Origin of the sequence: Larkinella sp. (assembly GCF_965227735.1) — a bacterium.
Classification (GTDB): Bacteria; Bacteroidota; Bacteroidia; order Cytophagales; family Spirosomataceae; genus Larkinella.
Map to the genome: position 1 here is coordinate 2,040,722 of NZ_OZ245776.1, position 21,473 is coordinate 2,062,194.

The 21,473-nt window shown below is 51.5% G+C and carries 10 protein-coding genes; 2 read left to right on the plus strand and 8 right to left on the minus strand.

Going from position 1 to position 21,473, the window contains the following annotated elements; translation table 11 throughout:
- Positions 1-137: 137 nt before the first annotated feature.
- From ACO064_RS07760 to ACO064_RS07795, 8 genes are all read right to left on the minus strand, one after another.
- A complete protein-coding gene (locus tag ACO064_RS07760; protein WP_421826819.1) occupies positions 138-1,376 on the minus strand; it encodes a TlpA disulfide reductase family protein in 1,239 nt (412 codons plus the stop codon).
- A 32-nt stretch (positions 1,377-1,408) separates the two neighbouring features.
- Positions 1,409-2,290 (minus strand): sulfite exporter TauE/SafE family protein, encoded by an 882-nt coding sequence (locus ACO064_RS07765; protein WP_421826820.1) that lies wholly within the window; start codon positions 2,288-2,290, stop codon positions 1,409-1,411.
- A gap of 448 nt (positions 2,291-2,738) precedes the next feature.
- Positions 2,739-4,205 (minus strand): arylsulfatase, encoded by a 1,467-nt coding sequence (locus ACO064_RS07770; protein ID WP_421826821.1) that lies wholly within the window; start codon positions 4,203-4,205, stop codon positions 2,739-2,741.
- A gap of 21 nt (positions 4,206-4,226) precedes the next feature.
- A complete protein-coding gene (locus tag ACO064_RS07775) occupies positions 4,227-5,588 on the minus strand; it encodes a sulfatase (RefSeq protein WP_421826822.1) in 1,362 nt (453 codons plus the stop codon).
- A gap of 48 nt (positions 5,589-5,636) precedes the next feature.
- Positions 5,637-7,229: a RagB/SusD family nutrient uptake outer membrane protein gene (locus ACO064_RS07780; RefSeq protein WP_421826823.1), complete on the minus strand. Its 1,593-nt coding sequence runs from the start codon at positions 7,227-7,229 to the stop codon at positions 5,637-5,639.
- A gap of 17 nt (positions 7,230-7,246) precedes the next feature.
- Positions 7,247-10,393: a SusC/RagA family TonB-linked outer membrane protein gene (locus ACO064_RS07785; RefSeq protein WP_421826824.1), complete on the minus strand. Its 3,147-nt coding sequence runs from the start codon at positions 10,391-10,393 to the stop codon at positions 7,247-7,249.
- 439 nt (positions 10,394-10,832) lie between these two features.
- On the minus strand, positions 10,833-13,535 hold the full coding sequence (locus tag ACO064_RS07790; RefSeq protein WP_421826825.1) for a hypothetical protein: 2,703 nt from the start codon (positions 13,533-13,535) through the stop codon (positions 10,833-10,835).
- 116 nt (positions 13,536-13,651) lie between these two features.
- Positions 13,652-15,118 (minus strand): glycoside hydrolase family 28 protein, encoded by a 1,467-nt coding sequence (locus ACO064_RS07795; protein ID WP_421826826.1) that lies wholly within the window; start codon positions 15,116-15,118, stop codon positions 13,652-13,654.
- 602 nt (positions 15,119-15,720) lie between these two features.
- Between ACO064_RS07795 and ACO064_RS07800 the strand changes: the two genes are divergently transcribed.
- Together ACO064_RS07800 and ACO064_RS07805 are read left to right on the plus strand one after the other, a co-directional pair.
- Positions 15,721-18,717, plus strand: coding sequence for a family 78 glycoside hydrolase catalytic domain (locus ACO064_RS07800; protein ID WP_421826827.1), 2,997 nt, complete (start codon positions 15,721-15,723; stop codon positions 18,715-18,717).
- 14 nt (positions 18,718-18,731) lie between these two features.
- The gene (locus tag ACO064_RS07805) at positions 18,732-21,461 is read left to right on the plus strand and encodes a family 78 glycoside hydrolase catalytic domain (RefSeq protein WP_421826828.1); all 2,730 of its coding nucleotides are present in this window, start codon (positions 18,732-18,734) and stop codon (positions 21,459-21,461) included.
- The last annotated feature ends 12 nt before the right edge of the window (positions 21,462-21,473 follow it).

A 21,473-nucleotide genomic window follows, 5' to 3' on the forward strand; every position in this document is an offset into this window, starting at 1 on the left:
ATGTGGGCCCAGGGCCAGGGCGACGGCCCGCCCCTGTCCGTGGGCGGCTCCGGTGATAAAAGCTACTTTGTCGGTTAAATCAGGCATGGTAAACCTCCCAGCGAGGGATTCAAAGCAATTGTAAAATGCAGCCGGTTTTATTTACCAGATTGGCTGGTGACGGTCTTCGGAGAGGGTTCCTTCAGCAGTTGGTCGACGTCGGCATTGAATTCCTTCACAAACTCTTCGTAGTATTTGCCCGTAGCGGGACCGGAATAGCCGGTGTGAATCTTGGCAATTTCACCCTGGCGATTGACGTAAATGGTGGTTGGAAACGACAGCACTTCACTCAACGCAGGCAGTGCGGACGAGGCATATTTTTTATCGGCCAGGCCCGAAAAGAGGATGTCATACTCGACGCCAAACCGTTTCTTCAGCGTTTCAAGCCGGGTTTTGGCGAACTCCGGATCATTCTTGCGTTCGAAAGCCAGCCCGATGATTTCAACACCCCGGTCTTTGTTGGCTTTATACCACGGTGCCAGAAAACCGGTTTCGTCCACGCAGTTGGGGCACCAGCTACCCAGAATGGTGACGATCACCACTTTGCCTTTGTACTTGGGATCTTTCAAGGACACCGGTTTTCCCGTGAACGCGTCCGGAAAAGTAAAATCGAATGGAATGCCTTCCTTGTTCTTCGTCAGTGTATACGCATCGGGCAGAGCCGCCTGGTCGTTGCGAATGCCTTTGACGGGTTGCGAACCCCGCGCGCCGATGAATTCAGCCGTCAGCTCGTTGCCGTCGATCGTTCCCTTGATTAGCGTCGGACTGGAACCGCTGAAGGCCGATAGCGCAAACGCATTGCCCTGCACCGACCCTTCAAAATACCGGTAATCACCCGTGGTCGAAAGGAAAGTTCCGGTTAGCTTGCTGCCGCTTTGTTCAAATACCCCCACAACTTTGTTCTCTTTACCAATCGTGACGTCCCAGTTTCCCTGCAACCTGGCGGTGGCTGCGGCCGGTTTTTCAACAAAACGGTAGCGTTTGCCAAATTCGGCCCGAAACGGAATATCAGCAACGGGCGTGGTGGTTCCGAGTCGTTTGAAGACGCCCGTCAGCGTTTGGTTCGTTTCGATTTTTGCCGCCAGCACCGCGTCGTAAATAGCGACGGGCAAAAACAGCGAGTCGCCTTTCTGATGAACCCCTGTCAGTTCAAACCGTTCGGACCCGTTGAGCAACCAGGCATTCTGGCCTTTCAGTTCAAAATTAAAGGGCGATTCCTGCCCATTGGCGACGGTAAACGTGCCGCGCCAGAAACCGTCCTGCGGACGGGTTTGAGCCTGGGTAACGGAGCCGGTCAGCAGCAAACCGGCTAGGGCGAGAGGGGCCATGCGTTTCATGAGGTACAATTCGTTTTAGGTTGTCGATTTCATTAAAAAAGAATCCAGATGTTGCGCAGACTCAGGCCGATGATGACAAGTCCCACGATTACCATCAGAATTTTGGGGTTTACTTTTCCGCAGATAAAAGCCGCAAACGGCGAAGCCAGCACCCCACCCAGTAGCAGACCCGCTGTGATGGGCCAGTTTCCGGTGCCAATCATCAGGATAAACGTTCCGGCTCCGGCGGCTGCAATGAAAAATTCGGCCATATTGACCGAACCAATGGTGTAGCGCGGATTGCGGCCCTGCCCCAGCAGCGAGGACGTTACGACCGGCCCCCAGCCTCCTCCGCCAACGGCGTCGATAAAGCCCCCCAGCAATGCAAGCGGCCCAACCAACCGGGTTTTCTGTTTTGCGGTCTTCCTGACCAGGGCTTTGCGGATGATCACCAGCCCCATAATAATCAGGTAGACGGAGATATACGGTTTGAGAAAGGACCCGTCGAATGAACTGAGCAGATAGGCGCCGGTTACGGCCCCGATAATGCCCGGAATGACCAGAATTTTAAAGAGTTTCTTGTTGACATTCCCGAATTTCCAGTGTGACAGACCGGAGGCTCCGGTCGTGAAAACCTCAGCGATGTGAACGCTGGCGCTGGCCGCAGCCGGACTGACGCCCAGACTCAGCAGCAGCGAATTTGAACTAATTCCGTAGGCCATTCCCAAAGCACCATCGATGGTCTGCGCCAGAAAACCCGCCCCGACACACAGCCAGAATGTGGGGGTAACGAGTTCGGTTACGACCGGAGTCAGCGCCGGTCCAAATGCATACCAGATCACAATTCCGCCTACGACGAGCAGAACAAGGACCAGGGTCAAAACCGGGATTGGATTCGTAACAGCAAGGGTACGGGGTTGTTGTTCAGTCATCATTCTTTGCGGCAGTTAACATATTTAACCTATATACTTTATAGACATTTTATTAAAAAACAGAGCCAGAGCGGCTGCTCTGGCTTGGAAGTACAAACGTGGGATATTTTTTTTAGAGTAAAAAATATTTTACCCTCAATTTTCTGTCGCGCCCGGGAATTTATCAAACAGAGCCTTCAGTTCCCTGGTCAGGGTGTTCCGCCAGTACATTCGACCGTTCGCTCGGGTCACGGGCGAGGTTAAACAGTTCCCTTTGGGGCTGAACATTTCCGTCTACCGTGGGCGTGTTTTCCCGGTATTTCTACCATTTTCCGATGCAGGCGGTCGAATACCCCACGGCTTTCAGCATTTCGGCAATCGTCACTTCCTGATCCGGAATCTCCCGGTCGATGCCGGATTCCTTTTTCATGTTAAATGTACTTAGTTGGGTTCAGGAATAGCCAGTCAGTTTTTACTCCAGAAATTTCCACTCTGCAACGTGCGGGGGACGGTGCTCTTTTTTAACAATGGCATCGAACTGCGCGATTAACGCGGGATGGGCATCCGCCAGATCGGTGGTTTCCTTCCGGTCTTTGGCCAGATCGTACAGTTGCCAGCGGGCGTTCGGATTTTTCCTTAGATCCAGTTTTACCGCTTTCCAATTCCCCATCCGAATGGCCAGTTGTCCTCCTTTTTCGGGATATTCCCAGTAGATGTATTCGTGTTTTTTCTGCTGCTTGGTTTTCCCCAGCAGGGTGGGTAAATACGAAAGTCCGTCACTGGCGACCGGTTTTCCTCCGGCGACCTCAACCAGCGTTGCCAGCACATCATAATGAACGCCGACGTGATCGGTCACCCGCCCGGCCGCAATTTTCCCCGGCCAGCGGGCCACCATCGGCATCCGGACACCGCCCTCGTAAACATCCATTTTCAAGCCCCGAAACCCACCTACGCTATCAAAAAAGTTGGGATCGACACCGCCGTTAAACGTCGTACCGTTGTCGGACGTAAAGATGACCAGCGTGTTGTTGTCCAGCCCCAGTTCCCTGAGTGTTGCCATTACCTCGCCCACTTTCTGATCCATGTACGTAATCATGGCGGCATAAGTTGAGCGGGGATAGGGCGTGGATGCGTAATTCTTTTCGCCGTAATACGGTTTTTCTTCAAACTGCCCGACATACTTCTGCACCTCCGCATCCGGTGCCTGCAACGACGCGTGCGGGATGGTAAAAGGCAGGTATAAGAAGAAGGAATTGTTCTGGTTGGCCCGAACGAAACGGAGCGCCTTTTCAGTCATCTTGTCGATGGCGTAATCCTTCCCTTTGAAATATGCAAAATCCGCGGCTGTGGCCGTTTCCGGGTCCAGCTTCCGGTGAACGTCGATCACCGGATTTCGCAAGGTGTCCCACTTCCCGTTTTCCCACAAATGCGTTGGATAGTAGTTATGAGCCTGTTTCTGATCGTAATAGCCGTAGAAATAGTCGAAGCCTTGCTGGTTCGGATTGCCAGTGCTGTTGCCCATTCCCAGTCCCCACTTGCCAATGCACGCGGTTTTGTAGCCTTCTTTTTGCAGCAGTGTTCCGATCGTCTGCGTGTTGGCCGGGAGCGGCATCTGACCCCGTTCTGTGGAATCCGGAAAACCGCCTAACTCAAAATTGCCACGAATGTAGGAATGGCCGGCATGAGTTCCGGTCAGCAGCTGGCAGCGCGACGGAGCGCAAACCGGGGTGCTGGTGTAGTAATTCGTAAAGCGAATTCCCTCCCGCGCAAGCCGGTCAATGTTCGGCGTGCGGATTTTGGTTTGCCCATAACAGCCCAGCTCCGCGTAGCCCAGGTCGTCGGCAAAAATGTAGACAATGTTGGGTTTCGACGGTTTCTGACCGACGACTGTCTGGGACCAAGCCAGCACAAACAAAGCGGAAATTAGAACCAGGCGCATGGCTTTCAGAACGGTTTGTATTTAGTTTTCGGATTTTCCGGGAAACTTGTCGAAGAGTGCCTTCAAATGGTGCGCAATTTCCGGATAATCGGTTAAAACATTGGCGCGTTCACTCGGATCGCGGGCCAGATTGAACAACTCGACTTCCGTTTTCGCTTCTCCATTGGTAGTGGTGGTGGTCACCCGGTATTTCCAGTCGCCCTGCCGGACAGCCGCGCAGATTCCGCCGTTAACGTAATACAAATCACGGTGTTTTGGCTTGCCCGGTTTGCCCAGCAACACATCCGAAACCGATTGTCCGTCGAGCGTTCGGCCCTGGGGCAGCGCGGCACCGGTCCACTCCGCCAGCGTCGGCAGCACATCCAGACAACTCAACATATCCGGCACGGTTTTTCCGGCTGGCGTATGGCCTTTCCAATAGACGATAAACGGAACCCGGTGCCCCCCCTCGTAGGTCATGCCTTTCGAACCCCGGAAAACGCCCGCCGTTCCGACGTGCCAGGGCTTCGTAAAGCCATCGGCTGCCATCCGATCCGGATAGTTGATCCAGGGTCCGTTGTCGCTGGAAAAGAAAAAGATGGTATTGTCGGCCAGCCCCTGTTCTTCCACGGCTTTCCAGATTTCGGCCAGACCCGCATCCAGTTCTTCCAGCACGTCGCCCAGCGGCCCACCGCCCGACCGGTTCTGGTTCTTTTTCGAGGATGCCAGCGGCAAATGTGGCAGGTTATGGGCGAGATACAGAAAAAATGGCTGGTTTTTACCCTGCTTTTTGATGTACTGTTTCGCTTCGTTCGTATAGCGCGCTGTCAGCGTCGAGTCAGCGGGTTTGTAGACTTCCGGCGTCCGGTTCCTGAAAATTTTCAGTGTAGTGTCAGTCTGGACATACGGTGGTTTGTAGTCGTGGCTATACAACAGCCCAAAATATTCGTCGAAACCCTGCGCGGTCGGATGGTGGAAAGGCTGGGAATCGCCCAGGTGCCATTTGCCGATCATCGCCGTCCGGTAGCCCACCGTTTTCAGCATTTCGGCAATCGTCACTTCCTGATTCGGAATCCCCAGTTTTGAACCCGGTCCAATCGGCGCCGGCAGGTTCATCCTCGATGGGTACCGCCCGGTCAGGAGCGACGCCCGGGATGGCGTACAGGACGGGGTCGTAACCACATAATTCGTCGCCCGAACGCCCTTTGCCGCCAGGCCATCCAGAAACGGCGTTTTAATCACCGGATTGCCGTAACAACTCAAATCGGAATACCCCAGATCATCGGTCAGCACGAAAATGATGTTTGGCTTTTTCTGGGCCCAAACCGGGTTTTGAATAAGCGACAACACACTGATCGTCAGAATATAATAAAATAAAAAGCAACTTTTTTTAGCCGTGATCATTTTATTTTCAGTTTACGACTTCCGTCAAACAGGCGTTTAAACGCGCTTTTACCAATTGGGGTTTTGCTTTAGATTCGGATTCAGATCCCGTTCCTTTTGCGGAATGGGCCAGAGGTAATGCCGGTTTTTATCAAAAACCCGGTTAGACGAAACCGCCTGAATCGTCACCAGCTTGCCGGTATTGTCGGGATAGGTGATGCCGTAAACCGGGCCTACCATCACCGTTTCCGCAATTTTCCACCGGCGAATATCGAATAAGCGCTGCCCTTCAAAAGCCAGTTCCACGGCTCGTTCGCGACGCACGATTTCCCGCAGGGCGGCCTGGGTCGTAGCGGTAACGGAAGGCAATTTCACATCCGTCCGCCCGTTTCTAACGGCATTGATCGCGGTTAAAACCGTCGGATCAATCTGGTTCAATTCAATTTTGGCTTCAGCGTAGGTCAGCAGAATTTCGGCATACCGCAGCAGAATGATGTTGATTCCGCTGTTGGCCGGATTGGCATAGTCGTCGGTGTTAATGTATTTCTTGATGTTAAAACCGGTCGTCGACGCGATGTAGGTACTTCCAATGGCATCGGCAGATCCGCTGGTGGGCCGGGGCTGGAACGTAATGCCGCTCGGCAGCACATCGCCTTCCAGGAAAATGGAAAACTTCAGCCGGGGGTCACGATTCAGGTACGGTTTGGCCGGGTCGTAGCCGCTGGTCGGGTCGGTTATTTTTTTGCCATCCAGCGTTTCGTACGTGTCGACCAGCACTTTGGTCGGCACGACATTGCTGCTGCTGTTTTTCTGGCTATACGGCCCGATGTACGCAAAAACGTTGTTGGAGTAGATGTCCTTCAGAAACTGTTTATCCAGCAGGATCTCCCGGTTATTTTCGGCCGCGTAGGAATACAGCTTTTCATACGACTCATGCAAGCCATAAACGCCCAGTTTGATCACCTGATCGGCGGCATCCGCGGCTTTCTGATACCGGCCCGCATACAGACTGGCCCGCGCTAAAAGCCCCAAAGCAGCGCCTTTGGTAACGCGTCCTTTTTCGGCAGCGGCATACGTGGCGGGTAAAAGGGTAGCCGACTCCGTGAGTTCTTTTTCCACAAAATTCCAGATTTCCTCCACCGGCGTGGTGGTGAGTGCCCGGCCTTCGTCAATCGTTATGGACGACGTGACCAGCGGAACGGAACCGTATAAACCCGCCAGCTTGCTATAGTGATACGCCCGCAGCGTTTTGGCTTCGCCTTTAAACTGGTTGATCAGAGCCGTGTTGGTCGAAGGAATTTTACCGACGTTTTCCAGAAAGTAGTTTGCCGCCCGAATGCCCTGGTAAGCCGTCTTCCATTCGGAGTAGATTTTCGAACTGGTGGCATCGTACGTTCCCAATTCGATGAAAGCATCCACGTTAAAGTTGGTATTGATGTGCGCAATATCCGTCATCCCATCCCAGGAAATCAGGTTGGTTCCGTCGAGATCCGTGTAGAGGGAGTTTACCGCCAGCTTGGCATCGGCTTCGGTTTTCCAGAAAAGATCCACGGCAAGGCGGTCGTTCGGAACGGTTTCCAGCAATTCCCGGTCGCAGGACGTCAGTCCGAAAACCGTTAAAGTCAACAGGCCGCTATAAAAGAGAGTTCGGTATGTTTTCATGAGAGTCAATGCGTTAATCAGAATTGCAGGTTTAATCCAAAAGTATACAGGGCGGTTTGCGGAAAATACACCGCGCGGCCCGAGGGCACTTCGGGGTCCAGATTCCACTCGTTGAGTTTCGAGATCGTAAACACGTTAGTCGCCGACGTATACACCCGAATGCGGCTGACCCGCAGTTTGCTGGTCAAACTGGCCGGGATGACGTACGCCAGTTGCACGTTTTTCAGTCGAACGTAGGACCCATCGATAATCAGGCGGTCGGACGTGGCCACATTCCGCAGGTCAAATTTGACCGGGCGGGGAAACCGGGCGCCCGGATTTTCCGGTGTCCAGTAATTGTTGGCGTAAATCTCGTGCGTAAACCCTTCCTGATTGCCCATTTCGGCCAGAGCCCCCGCCAGCCGCGCATCCACTTTGGCCGCTCCCTGAAAGAGAATGTTCAATTCGAAGTTTTTGTAGGAAAAATCGGTATTTAAACCGAACGTGTATTTTGGAAAGGAATTTCCGATGGTGGTCATGTCGTCCGCACTGATCTTGCCGTCGCCGTTCAGATCCACATACTTCACGTCGCCCGGCTTGGTGTTGGAGGCATACGTCGCTTTGTATTCCGTAATTTCCTGCTGCGTCTGAAACAGTCCGTCGGTTTTATAACCCCACAACGTATTGATGGGCAGACCTTTGGCAATAATGTAGCGGGGATCGATGTCCGAACCGGCAATGTACGGACCCGTTCCTTTCAGATCGACTACCTTGTTTTCATTGATGCTCAGATTACCGCCCAGACTATAGCGGAAGCCGGACGAATGGGGTACTCCCCGGTAATTGGCGCTGAATTCCCAGCCTTTGTTCTCCACCGATCCGGCGTTCTGGGGCGGAGCGATCAGGCCAATCGTGGCCGGAATGTCGAGGTTGAGCAGAATGTCGTTGGTCAGTTTGCGGTAATAATCGACCGTCAGGTTCAGTTTCCGGTTAAAGAACGACCCATCCAACCCTACATCCAGTTGCGTGGTTGATTCCCACCCCAGGTTGGTATTCGCCAGCGTCGTTGGCCGGTAGCCCTGCACGGCGGCCCCGCCAAACGTATAACCATTCACCGTCAATGCCGAATAGTAACTGTACAAATCGACCGACTGATTGCCGGTGATTCCCCACGAACCCCGCAGTTTCAGGTCATCGACGGTATTGGACAATCCCTGCCAGAAGTTCTCCTTCGAAATCCGCCAGCCCGCTGAGAAGGAAGGGAAAAAGCTGTACTGTTTGACCCCGGTGAATTTCGACGAACCGTCGTAGCGTCCGTTGGCTTCAAACAGGTACTTCTCGCGGAAATCGTAATTGACCCGGCCGAAATAAGACCGTAAACCGTATTGCGCGTCATTGCCCGAATTGCTCTTGGTTCCGTCGTTGGCACCCTGGCCAATCGACGTGATGTCATTGTTGTAAAACCGCTCCCGGTAGGCCGATAGAAAAGTTTGGGTATTCCCAATCTGCGAATACCCCACCAGGGCCTTCAGGTTGTGTTCGCCAAAGCGTTTTTCGTAGGTCAGTAAGCTGTTGATCGTGTATTCACGCAACGTGTTCCGGACCTCGGTCAATGAGTTGATGGCAACGGTTTTGGTAATATTGGTATTCTTATCGACGTTGGTGTAGGCATTGGAAAAGTTTTTCTGGTAGATGAAAGTCCCCCTGCCGGCGATTTGCGTCGAAAACGTCAACCCATCCAGAATGTCCCAGTCGCCCTTTACATATCCAGCCAGATAATCGGTATTCTGTGTTGACTGGCCACCAATCTCATTGTACATCAGGGGGTTATTACCCTGCGTACTCAAACCGTAAGTACCGTCGGCATATTTTGGAACCGCCCACAATGTTCCGTGGAAAAAGTTGTTCAGAGGAGTTGGGTTGGAGCCGCTGTTGTTAATGGTTGGATTCAGAGCCTGATTATACCGGTAATTGATATCGCCACTCACCCGGATTTTCTTCGAAACCGTGTAATCCGTGTTCAGACGGAATTCACCGATTTTATTCGAATACCCGGCAATGACGCCCTGCTGATCCTGATACCGGACACTCAGCCGGGTCCGAAGCACGTCGTTTCCCCCCGCCACCGACAGCGTGTGATTTTGCTGGGGAGCCGCGCGGAGCATGGTTTCGAACCAGGTGTTTGGCAAGGGATATTTTTCCCGATCCGTGGCATTGATATACGCCTGAATAGACGCTTCCGTAAAACGCGCCGGTAAAGCCGTATTGGCGTTGGTATACGCTATTACCTGGTGACGCATGTAATCCTCCAGACCCATCATTTTGGGGGCATTATTGGATTTCTGGATCGCGTAATAGCCGTTGTAATCAACCTGAACTTTGCCCCCTTTGGCCCGTTTCGTCGTAATCAAAACCACCCCGTTGGTAGCCCGCGAGCCGTAAATCGCTGTCGATGAAGCATCTTTCAGAATGGAAACCGATTCGATGTCGTCCGGATTGATATCGCTCAGGCGTTGCTCGATGCCGTCGACGATGACCAGCGCGTCGTTTTTACCCAAATCATACCCGCTTGTATTGCTGCTGTTGATGTTGAAGGTGGTAATGCCCCGAACCCGGATGCTCGTGTTCGATTTGCCCGGCGATCCGCCCTGATCCAACACCGTTACGCCCGGCATCAGGCCCTGAAATGACTGCTGGATGTTCGAAACGGGCCGACGTGCCACTTCTTCTCCGCTGATTTGCGAAACCGAGTTGGTCAGGCTGTTGCGTTTCTGTGTTCCATAGCCCACCACCACGACCTCGTCCAACTGACTCTGATCGGGGGTAAGCTGAATTGCCAGATTGGTCTGTGAGCCGACCTTCACTTCCTGTCGTTTATAACCCAGAAAGGAAAAAACCAGGGTTGCGGAGCCATTGACCCGGTTTTCGTCCGCAATTACGATCTGGAAAGCGCCTGTTGCATCGGTTGATGTTCCTCTGTCGGTATCTTTCAAAATGACGTTCACACCGGGCAACCCCTCCCCTTTTTCGTCGGTCACCCGGCCTTTTACCGTGACGGGTGGAGCGGGTTTGGCGAAGATTTCCACCGTTTTGCTTCCGTTTTGATCGAAAACGATGTCTGCTTTGCCGGGCGTTGTGGCCAGCAGTAACGTGAAAAATAAACCCAGAAAGGGTTGAATTCTCACCTGAACAGGCCTAACGCCTGTGTTTGAAATAAATAGAAGTAGATTCATAGAAAAAGTAGATTAATAACAGACATGATTCATTTGAGCTACTTTGACAGTAGTCTGGTAAAGAAGGGTTCACAGAAAAACAGATTGGTTAATACCCAGCCAGGATGGCAGAACGGGTCTACGGGAAGAGCAAAGTCCTTACGGACAACAATGTGGTCTGTGGCAAGTCATCAGGTGTATTTTCAAAAACATATATCTAATTAATCTATATACAAAATAGATTAATATTTTAAAAACAGAGCCAGAGCGGTTCCTCTGGCTTCTGGCCACAAACATGGGGAAAAATCTTTTAAATCACAAAACGATTGAGGACGATAATCTATTTCGCGTTCCTTGACCCGTCCTGAAATAGGTTCAACGCTAGTGCCTTTTTATTGCAGTCACCGGATCATCAGTAGTCGAGCCGGATTTTGGCCTGGCCCGAAAAGTCTTTTATCGAGACGGTTTCCGACTGTTCGTGATAAATTCCCCCGGTTACCTTCACGGGCTTTTTACCGGCGGGATGTGGAATCCGGATCAACACTTCTTTCGGTCTACGAGGATCCGGGCAGCTCACGGTAGCGGTAATGTACCCCTTTTCCGCTTCCGAAGTTACAGTCGCCGTAATTGGACCAAAATAGCTCCGGACATTATTCAGCGTTATGTTCTTGCCCTGCTCCAGCCAGTGGCGCGGTACCGTGTTGAACAATTTAAGGGTAGTCCCCTCTTCCAGATAGAGCATCCAGCGGGTTTCCATTAAAAACCAGGCTTCCTCGTGGGTCTTGTGCGGACTTACCTTAAATAAATGCTCCCAGAAGGTGTAGGTTTCCCGATCGGCATGGGCCGCAAACGTGTTGTAGTAGGTACTTAAAAAAGGTTTGGTCATTCCCAGCTTCGCCTGCATCCAGTTATGGCGGCTGTAATACGGTTGACTAAACGCGGAGTTTTCCTGGTAGAAAAGCTCGCTATGGTAGTTCAGAAGCGCTTTAGCCGCTGGCTCATGCGGGTCGAGTACTTCGCAAAAAATCAGATGCATGGGACCAAGCATCCCATCCGGTGCCGTAAATGTACCATGCGACCAGAAAGTCTCACGTTTCTGATACATCCCTCTCAAACCGGCCCCTTCCGTCCAGGGCGGAGCCGTGGGACACCAGGTACCATCGCCCAGGGGAACCACCGGCGACATAGCCACCGAAGTAAAAAACGACTGGCGGATATCTTCTTTCCAGGCATCCGCTTCCTTTCGGAGCCGCTCGGATTGGGAAGGGTCAATACCAGCCAGCATTTCGGCACAGCGGCTCATGCCGAGGTAGGCATAGCCATTGAGCATGAACTGATGAAAATGATCTTCGGGGTCCGCTACTTTTCCTTCGATCATCCCATACCCCCGTCCGCGTAACTCTTCCTTCTTGTTCCGGTTGCGCCAGGCAATCAGGTAATCACATGATTTAAGGAGTTTTGCTTTTATTTCCCCGACCCATTCCCGGTCGTTGGTATACCGGAAGTATTCGCCCATGCTCCATAAAGCCGCCCCGGTTTCGACCATATACCCATTGAAATTCTGGATAAAACCGTCTTCGTGCTGTTTGTCAAGAAAGTAGGCCAACGACCTTCTGGCAACATCGGTCCAGCCCATAGAGGCATAAAACTGAATAATTGGCGCACTTTCCGTTCCGATGGGTGAATAGACGCCAATGGTCGGAGCCAGCGTAGCGTTGGGCTCATTGCCGTACGTAATCAGGTCAAGATGAAGCAATCCGGCCTGGATCATTTCGTCAATCCGCTTTTCGGGGACGTGGATTTGTGCCGCTTTCCCTAATTTGGCGAGCCAGAAATCCCGGCTTTCAGCGTAACGCTGCTCAAAGGTCAGCATCGCCAGTTGCGCAGCCCGTTCCTGGGAAACGGGACTGTGGGGAATAAAAAAATCAAACAGTGCTTTTTCACCGGGTTGCAACAAAATCGACATTTCTTCACCGGGCAGTGGTTTTCCGTTCAGTTTGGAAATACAAAAAACCTGGTTTTCCGAATAAGCTGAAAAACCGGTTTTTGCTTCGAAACGATACGGAAATTTCTGCCACCAGGCGGTGCCTGGCCGTGGCGTTTTGAACCAGGCATAACGGGGCACGGATCCGCTATTCACGGCCTCAACCCGGAAAAACAAAACGGTTTCCTCGTCTGGATTGAGTGCTTTCTCCGATCTGGTTTTCACCAGTTCCTGCTGCTCTTTGGTGAACATGTGACCGCCACTATAACTGTCGGCCACCAGAAAATCGGTTCCTTTCAACGCCGAAAGGGGTGATTTTTCCAGGGATACAAACGTGGTCGATTTGTAAACCACATCGTCGTCAGTCAGCGTGGAGTGTAAAATCGGCAACGTTCCCTGTTCCAACCGGCGGGAGACATTCTCCTTCACGCCAACGCCCCGGCCATAGGTGTACAGATAATGGACCGGTTCATTTTTTGTCTCGACCAGTCGCAAGGCTGTCGACGACCGTTTGGGTGAAATAATACTGGCTTCTCCCTGGGATGCGTCCGGTAGGTTTTCGACAATCTCGAAAATTCTAAAATCCCGGCTGGTCCCCAACCAGGTAGGCACGGTCATGTTCCGGACCTTCTTCTCGACCGAGGAAAAAGAAACCTCCCGCTCGGTCTCAATACGCTGTAACTTGGTCATTGTTTTTCGGGAACGTACGGTAGCCTCGACGTCCCGATAAGACCGCCCATCCGTCGCCTTCAATACGACGACGCCATAATCCGGTAAATAAATGGGCGAAGTGGCCGTAACGTCCCGAAGAAAAAAGGAGAAGGGATTTTTGGCCGTTTTGATTGACACGACGGTGGCTCCGGTTCCGTATTCGTTCCGGACACTATCAATCGTTATCAGAATGCCCGGGCGACTGCCTGACCCGACCTGAAAGGCATTGGCGTTCATTTTGCCTTTTCTGGCTGACCCTTCGATTTTACGCAGTACACCGTGCTGCAACTGAACCGTACCGGATGGCGACGAACCTTCTTTCCATTCGACCCTGACCTGTCCTACTGTCTGGGAAAAAGCCTTTGGGCCCAAAAGCAATAACAAAAAAATGAAGGCATTGAAAATCCATTTGTAATTCATATTCGAGCCCTATTCGGTGTTTTTTGGTCATCCCGACGCGGGACGGGACCGGTCGGGACGACCAAAAAACGATTGGAACAAAAGTTTAGATAGCCTCGCCAGGAAACGGATAGAGATCAGCGTCCCGGCAAGGTCAGGCCGGTGGAATGGGCGGAATAGACAGCCGGTTTTTTTCGGTCGGGGTCAGTGATCAGCATGGGGGTTAGGTTAGCCTGCTTCACATCATCGAGCACCACGGCGGGACGGTAGTCTTTTTTCAAACACGTTAGTTTCACGTTATCGAACCGGATATTTTGCGCATGGCGAATGTAAAAACCCCAGGCCGGTAGTTCGCCAAACATGGAAAAATCCGGGTAAGCCGTCGGCTTTTCGGGTACTTTGTCGAGCGCCGTGAGCGGTACGTTTGCCACCATCGAAGAACCCCCGCCGGCGTAGATAATCTCCACGTTTTTCAACGTCACATCCTTAACAAGGGCATCGGGCATACCAACAATCGACGAGGGCGATACATTTCGGGGCATGTCTTCGATTGGGCCTTCATATTCATAGCCTGCGTCGGGTTTCGTAGCGGGCACCTCGACCCGGATGTTCGTCAGCCGAACGTTTTCAAGACGGCCTTTTTTTCCCTTCACCCGCTCGCCGATTCGCAGAAAAATGGCGTTTCCGGTATTGATAGCCTGTAAACTGTCAATCAATACGTTCTCGACAAAACCGCCATCCACCGCTTCCAGGGCAATAGCGGAGCGATAGGTATCGTAGACTTTGTTCTGTACCATTTTGATGTTTCGAAAACCTCCATAGCTGGCCGTACCAAATTTGATCGCATTGGCACTCGACCGGATGGTACAATTGCGGACGTATATATTCTGACAAACCTGCGAGGCATCGTGCGATTTCAGACAAATGCCATCATCGGCCGAATCGATGTAGGAGTCGGTAACGCTGACACTGTCCGAATCCACAATGTCGATGCCGTCATTGTTCCAATAGGCTTTGCTGTCGACCGTAATACCGGCCAACTGCACGTTGCGGCACTGATCGTAAATTTGCACCCAACTCGCGGCATTCCGTAACGTTACGGTTTGAATTTTTACCCGCTGACATCCCTTGAAGTATATAATCACGGCGCGCGCTTCGGCCTCAGGACGATCGTAACGAAACAAGTCTTTGACGAGACCTTTCTGAATCACATTCACGACATTACGGGCTAATTGACGCCCCTGCCCGTCGATGACCCCCTTGCCGGTAATGGCAATATTTTGCTGATTTTCGCCGAACACCAGTGCCGTCCAGACGTGCCGATCGTAATCGAAGGGATTGAGTGATCCCATGAGCACGGCTCCTTCTTCCAGGTGCAGCGTTACGTTCGATTTTAAATGAATCGAACCCGTCAGATACCGGCCGACGTAGAACACCAGCCGACCGCCCCCATTGGAATGAATATAGTCGATAGCGTACTGAATGGAACGCGTGTTGAGCGTAGCGCCATCCGAATAGATGCCGAAAAACGACGCCGGATAATCTTTGGCTTGAAGGCTCAGGCTGGCCCAGAGCAGAAGTAGGGCGGTTCTTAAATAAATCATGGATTATGAAGATGGGTTTTAGGTAGCAAACGTCAATCAACAAAATCACCACTTTGGGTGGCACATCAACTATAAAACTACTTATCGGTAGCTAGAACTGGTAATAAAGGCTAAATAAATGGTATAAAAGCATCATTTTCTGCTAATAAACTGGTATTCTTTAGTGCTCCAAAGCACTAAGTTTACGTTGCAAAAATTATAAGTTTTTTATAAAAATTAATACATATTAAATGTGAGAGAGATACCCTGATTAGCTGCAATACTTTTTCGACTTTTAACACTGTTTGGCTATTCACTACTTTCAAGCTTTACCAATGAAGATTTTATGGTTTACTATTCTGGCGCTGCTGTCTACCTTTTTAGCATACGGTGACGACCAAAATAATGATTTGAAAATTAGTAATCTGCGGACTGAGTATTTAGTAAATCCAATTGGAATTGACGTCAAACAGCCTCGCCTGAGTTGGGAGTTGGTTTCTACAAAGCGAGCACAGTCTCAGTCCGCCTATCAGATCTTGATTAGTGCGGATTCCCTATCCCTGGTAAAAGGTGTAGCGAATATATGGGACTCAAAAAAAGTTGAATCCAATAGTGCCAATCAAGTGCGGTACACCGGGAGCAAGCTGCTTACCAGGACCAAATACTTTTGGAAAGTCCGCGTTTGGGACGCCGGGAAGAATGTTAGTTCGTGGAGTGCCATTGCCAGCTGGTCGATGGGGCTGCTCCATAAAGAGGACTGGCAGGCACACTGGATTGGCGCGCCAAATGAAAATGTACCTGACAGTGCAAAATTCGACATCTGGCACAGCTTTCAGTCAGGTTCCGGCCCTACGGAGAATACGGACAATCAATGGGTCGATGTTAATTTAGGTTCGCAACAGGAAATTCGTCAAATTAAACTCTATCCCGTAGCGTATAAACTTCACCCAGGCGGCTACTTATTTCCCAAACGTTTCAAGATTTTGGTATCGGCTACGGCTGACTTTAAAAAACCAACGGTCGTTGCTGACGAAAGCGACCGGGATTACGAGCAGAGAGGGCTGGAACCGTACAGCAAACCGATTGCGCCCACAACCGGCCGGTACGTCCGGGTAGTCGTTTATAAACTCCGAAAAACGAACGAGGGGAAATACGCCTACGCCATCGCCGAATTAGAAGCCATCAATGCCCGTTCCGAAAATGTTGCGCTGAAAAAACCGGTCGCAGCCTCCGTTCCCTACGCTGCGTATCCGGCCTTTTCAGCGGAAAACTGGAGCCCGGGCAAATTGACGGATGGCGCCTACACCGGCAGTTCGGCAAATCGCAAGCCCTTCAAAACGTCCATACCCGCATCGCCGTTGTTAAGGAAGACTTTTACGGTAACGAAAGAAGTGAAACAGGCCACCCTCTACGCGAGCGCCTTGGGTATGTATGAGATGACCCTGAACGGCAAAAAAGCCGGAAATCAGGTTCTGGCCCCCGAGTGGACCGATTACCACGAACGCGTTCAATATCAAACGTATGACGTCACAAAATCCCTGAAAAAGGGTGTCAACGTGATGGGGGCAATGCTGGCAGATGGTTGGTACGCGGGCGGCCTTTTTTCCCATCCAGACCGGGGGGCGTATGGATTCGACCGGCGGTTGATCGGGCAATTGGAGCTGCTGTTCGACGACGGTACCCGAACCCAGATTGTTACCGATGCCAGCTGGAAGCTGTTGGAAAACGGGCCCATCCAAATGGCATCCATCTTCGACGGCGAAAATTTTAATGCAAAACTGTTGCCCGCCAGGTGGATGGAGCCGGATTTTGATGACGCTGGGTGGAAATCAGTTACCGTCGACAAAACCGTCTCAATCACACTCAACGCCCAGCTCAACGAGCCGATTAGAGTGATCCAGGAAATTACGCCGATAAAGGTGGTGAAGGTGAAGGAAGGAACGTACATTTTTGACCTGGGTCAAAATATAGCGGGGTGGGTAACCCTTAAAATTCCTTATAATCCAGCCCAGAACATCACGTTTCGGCACGGCGAAGTGCTGGACGAAACTGGCCAGCTTTATGTAAGCAACCTGCGGGCCGCTAAACAGATGGATGTATACACACCCGGGTTAGAAAAGTCCATTGACTATGAGCCTCGCTTTACGTATCACGGCTTCCGATACGTTGAGATTTCCGGTCTTACCCAGGAACCTAAACTCACTAACGTAACGGGGAAAGTAGTGGCGTCGGCTGCGCCCTTGGCCGGTGCATTTGAAAGTTCGTCGCCCGATCTTAATAAGTTGTGGGACAATATTTTATGGACCCAGCGAGGTAACATGCATTCCGTGCCGACCGACTGCCCCCAACGGGATGAGCGGGCGGGATGGATGGGGGATGCCCAGGTATTTGCCCAGACGTCTATTTTCAATCTGGACATGAGTGCCTTTTTCACCAAGTGGGTACGGGATATTGCCGATTGCCAACGAGCCGACGGACGTTACCCGGATTATACGCCCCAGGTCGATAAGTGGAATCGCTATTGCAATGCCCCCGGATGGAGCGATGCGGGGGTTCTGGTCCCCTGGCGAATGTATGAGAACTATGGCGATACGGCCATCCTGGCCCGCCAGTATGCGTCGATGAAAGCCTACATCCGGCACATCCTGGACACCAATCCGGATCTGTTGTGGAAAAATGAGCGGGGGAACATGTACGGCGATTGGCTGAATGGAAATACGATTATTGCGGACGACTATCCGAAAGAGGGTGGTAAAGTGGATAATGATATCTACTCGACGGCCTTTTTTGCAAACTCAACGCGCACCGTCGCCAAAGTTGCCCAACTACTGGGTCATCAACAGGATTACATGTACTATGACTCGCTGGCTAACGCAATAAAGACCCGGTTTATCAAAGAATACATGACCGATGACGGTATCATTGCCGGTAATACGCAGGCGGCTTACGCACTCGCTCTGGAATTTGACCTGGTGCCCGAAAAGCTGAAGAAACAAGCCGCAGCCCATATGGTCCAGGCCATTAAAGCGTATGATTACCGGATCTCAACCGGTATTCAATCGACGATCCGGTTGATGAATCAGTTGTCGGAATACGGATACGCCGACGTGGCTTATAAATTACTGGAAAGCCGCCGGTTTCCTTCCTGGATCTACTCAATTGATCAGGGAGCAACCACCATTTGGGAACGCTGGGACGGATACGTCAAGGGACGCGGTTTTCAGAACGTAGGCATGAATTCATTCAATCATTACGCCATCGGCGCCGTGGGCGAGTGGATGTACCGAAGCATCCTGGGCATCAATGCCGATTCTGCTGGTTACAAGCATTTTACCATTAAACCGCGTTTGGGAGGCAGCCTGACCTGGGCCAAAGGGTCTTATCATTCCATCGCCGGAAAAATTGCCGTTGACTGGAAAGTCGATAACGGCACGTTCCAGTTAGCCGTTCAGATTCCGGCGAATACCACGGCTACCGTGTTCCTGCCATCCGGGAAAAGCATCAGCGAAAACGGGCAACAGATTGCCGGATCAAAAGACATCCGGATTATTGAGACCACGGCTGTGGGTACGGCTTTACGCGTGCCATCCGGTAGTTATACGTTCAGCGTTGCTTTGTGAAGTAGGATAAACCGATGAAGGGGAGAAAAATAACGTTACTGGTCGTCTTACTGCTGAGTGTCGGTCCTGCCGTAGAAGCGCAACTTCGGGTGGTTGCTGCTTTATGCGACAATCGGGCGAATTCGGTCGGTATCAACCCCCGCGATCTGTTTTTCTCCTGGGAAATGCAATCCTCCAAGGAAGCGGTTTTGCAGTCGGCCTATCAACTGGTTATTGCCTCATCGAAAGCAAATTTGACGGCGGGTAAGTTTGATGTATTCGATACCGACGTGGTGAAAAGCGATCAGAGCATTCAGGTTCGTTATGCGGGAAAAGAGCTTCAGTCGGCACAGACGTATTTCTGGAAAGTTCGGGTATGGGACACGGATAAAAAACCGTCGGCCTGGAGTGTTACGCAACAGTTTACAACGGGAATCTTTACCCCGGCGGATTGGCAAAATGCCCGTTGGATCGGTTACGAAGATTTGCCCGATTCCGGGCGGGTTGTGCCCTTCGTTCACCTTAAAATGAAACCGGGTGATTCCCGGATTTTTAAAAACGCCCGGTCACCATTGCTGCGTAAAGAATTTACAATGACCCGAAAAGTTGCGAAAGCACTCTTGTTTATCAGCGGTTTAGGTCATTATGAGGCCAGTATCAATGGCAGCCGGATTGGAGACGCTTTTCTGTCGCCCGGCTGGACTAGCTATGATAAAACCATCCTCTATAACACCTACGATATTACCGCGCAACTGCGTCCCGGAAGCAATGCGATTGGTGTCATGCTGGGCAACGGTTTCTACTCCATTTCGCAGGAGCGGTACGTGAAAGGAACGGGAACATTTGGTAACCCCAAACTGATCGCCTTGCTGAAAATGACGTATACCGATGGCAGCACGGATCACGTAATTTCTGACCAAAGCTGGAAAGTAACCCCATCGCCCATTACATTCAATACGATCTATGGCGGAGAGGATTATGACGCCCGGCTGGAGCAAAAAGGCTGGAATAGGGCCGGTTTCGACGATAAGACCTGGAAGAATGCGGTTTTAGTGACTTCGCCAATTGGGAAACTAATGCCCGAAATCGATTACCCCGTCCGGTTTCTGGACTCCTTAACCGCCAGAAAAATGACGGTGGTCGGCCCGAATACCGTCGTGTATGATTTTGGCCAGAACTGTTCGGGAATTCCCCGCATAACCGTAAAAGGAAAAGCTGGACAAAACCTGAAAATGGCACCAGCCGAGTTGCTGCATGCGGACGGTACCGTCAATCAGGCGGATGGCGTTACGCCCCATTCGTATTCGTATACGCTGAAAGGCGATGGAGCAGAAACCTGGCAGCCCCGGTTTTCCTATTTTGCCGTTCGATACGTTCAGGTGGAGGGCGTCCGGGTCAAGGGAGAAGAGGCTGATCTGCCGGTGGTTACGGAACTAAAAATACTTCACAACCGCAATGCCGCTTCGGCCAATGGTACGTTTGCGTGTTCGAATCCGCTGTTCAACCGGATCTATACCCTGACGGATTGGGCGATCAAAAGCAATCTGCAAAGTTACATTACCGATAATCCCCAACGGGAAAAACTAAGCTGGCAGGGTGAGCAGAATTTTATGCGCACGGCGATTAATTATACGTACAATGTGTACAATCTGTATCACAGTCTGATTCAGAACATGACCGACGCGCAGCATGAAAATGGCCTGGTGCCCGACATTGCCCCGGAGTATATCAAATTCGAAGGCCCTTTTGTTGATTCGCCCGAATGGGGCACCACGGCGATCCTGGATTCCTGGTTTTTGTATCGGTTTTACGGGGATACGTCGGTAGTCCGCAAAACCTACCCGATGATGACCCGGTATGCCGGTTTTCTGGAAGGCCGGGCGAAAGACAACCTGCTTCTTTACGGTTTGGGCGACTGGCTGGATATCGGAAAAGTGACACCCGTCGGCGTTACGGCTACGGCTTATTACTACCATTCCATCAGTGCCTTAAGTGCCATGGCAGCTTTGATTGGAAAACCGGACGATGCCACGCGTTACCGCAATCTGGCCGAAACCATCAAAACCGCCTTCAATACAAAGTTTTTTAATCCGGAAAAGAAACGATATGCAACCGGAAGCCAAACGGCGATGGCGATGCCGATCAGCCTGGGTCTGGTAGAGGAAAAATACAAAAATGAAGTGCTTCATAATCTGGTGACGAACATTCAGTCCATTGACGCCCACCGGCTAACGGCTGGTGATGTAGGAAACCGGTATCTGATCAAAGCACTCTACGAAAATGGACACCCCGAAACGCTGTTTACCATGACCAACCGCGACGACGTGCCGGGCTATGGGTATCTGCTGAAACACGGGGCGACGGCACTGGTCGAAACCTGGGATGGCAAATCATCGCAGAACCAACTGGCGATGGGCCATATTCTGGAGTGGTTTTACGAGGGCATTGCCGGTATTTCTCAGGAGCAAAATTCCATCGCGTTCAAGCACCTGAAACTTCGTCCCCAGCCAGTGGGTGATCTGACCTGGGCTAAAGGCAGTTTTCATTCGCCCTACGGCTGGATTAAATCCGGCTGGACCAAAACCGACAACCGGTTTAGCTATCAGGTCGAAATCCCCGTAAACACCTGGGCCACCGTTTATTTGCCCGCGAAGGCCCGTTCAAAAATTTTTAAAAATGGGATAATCGTCCGGGACTATAAAATGGAAGCGGATGCGGTTTTGCTGGAATTGGGTTCGGGTAAATACGAGCTAAACGTGGAATGACCAAGGCCGTAA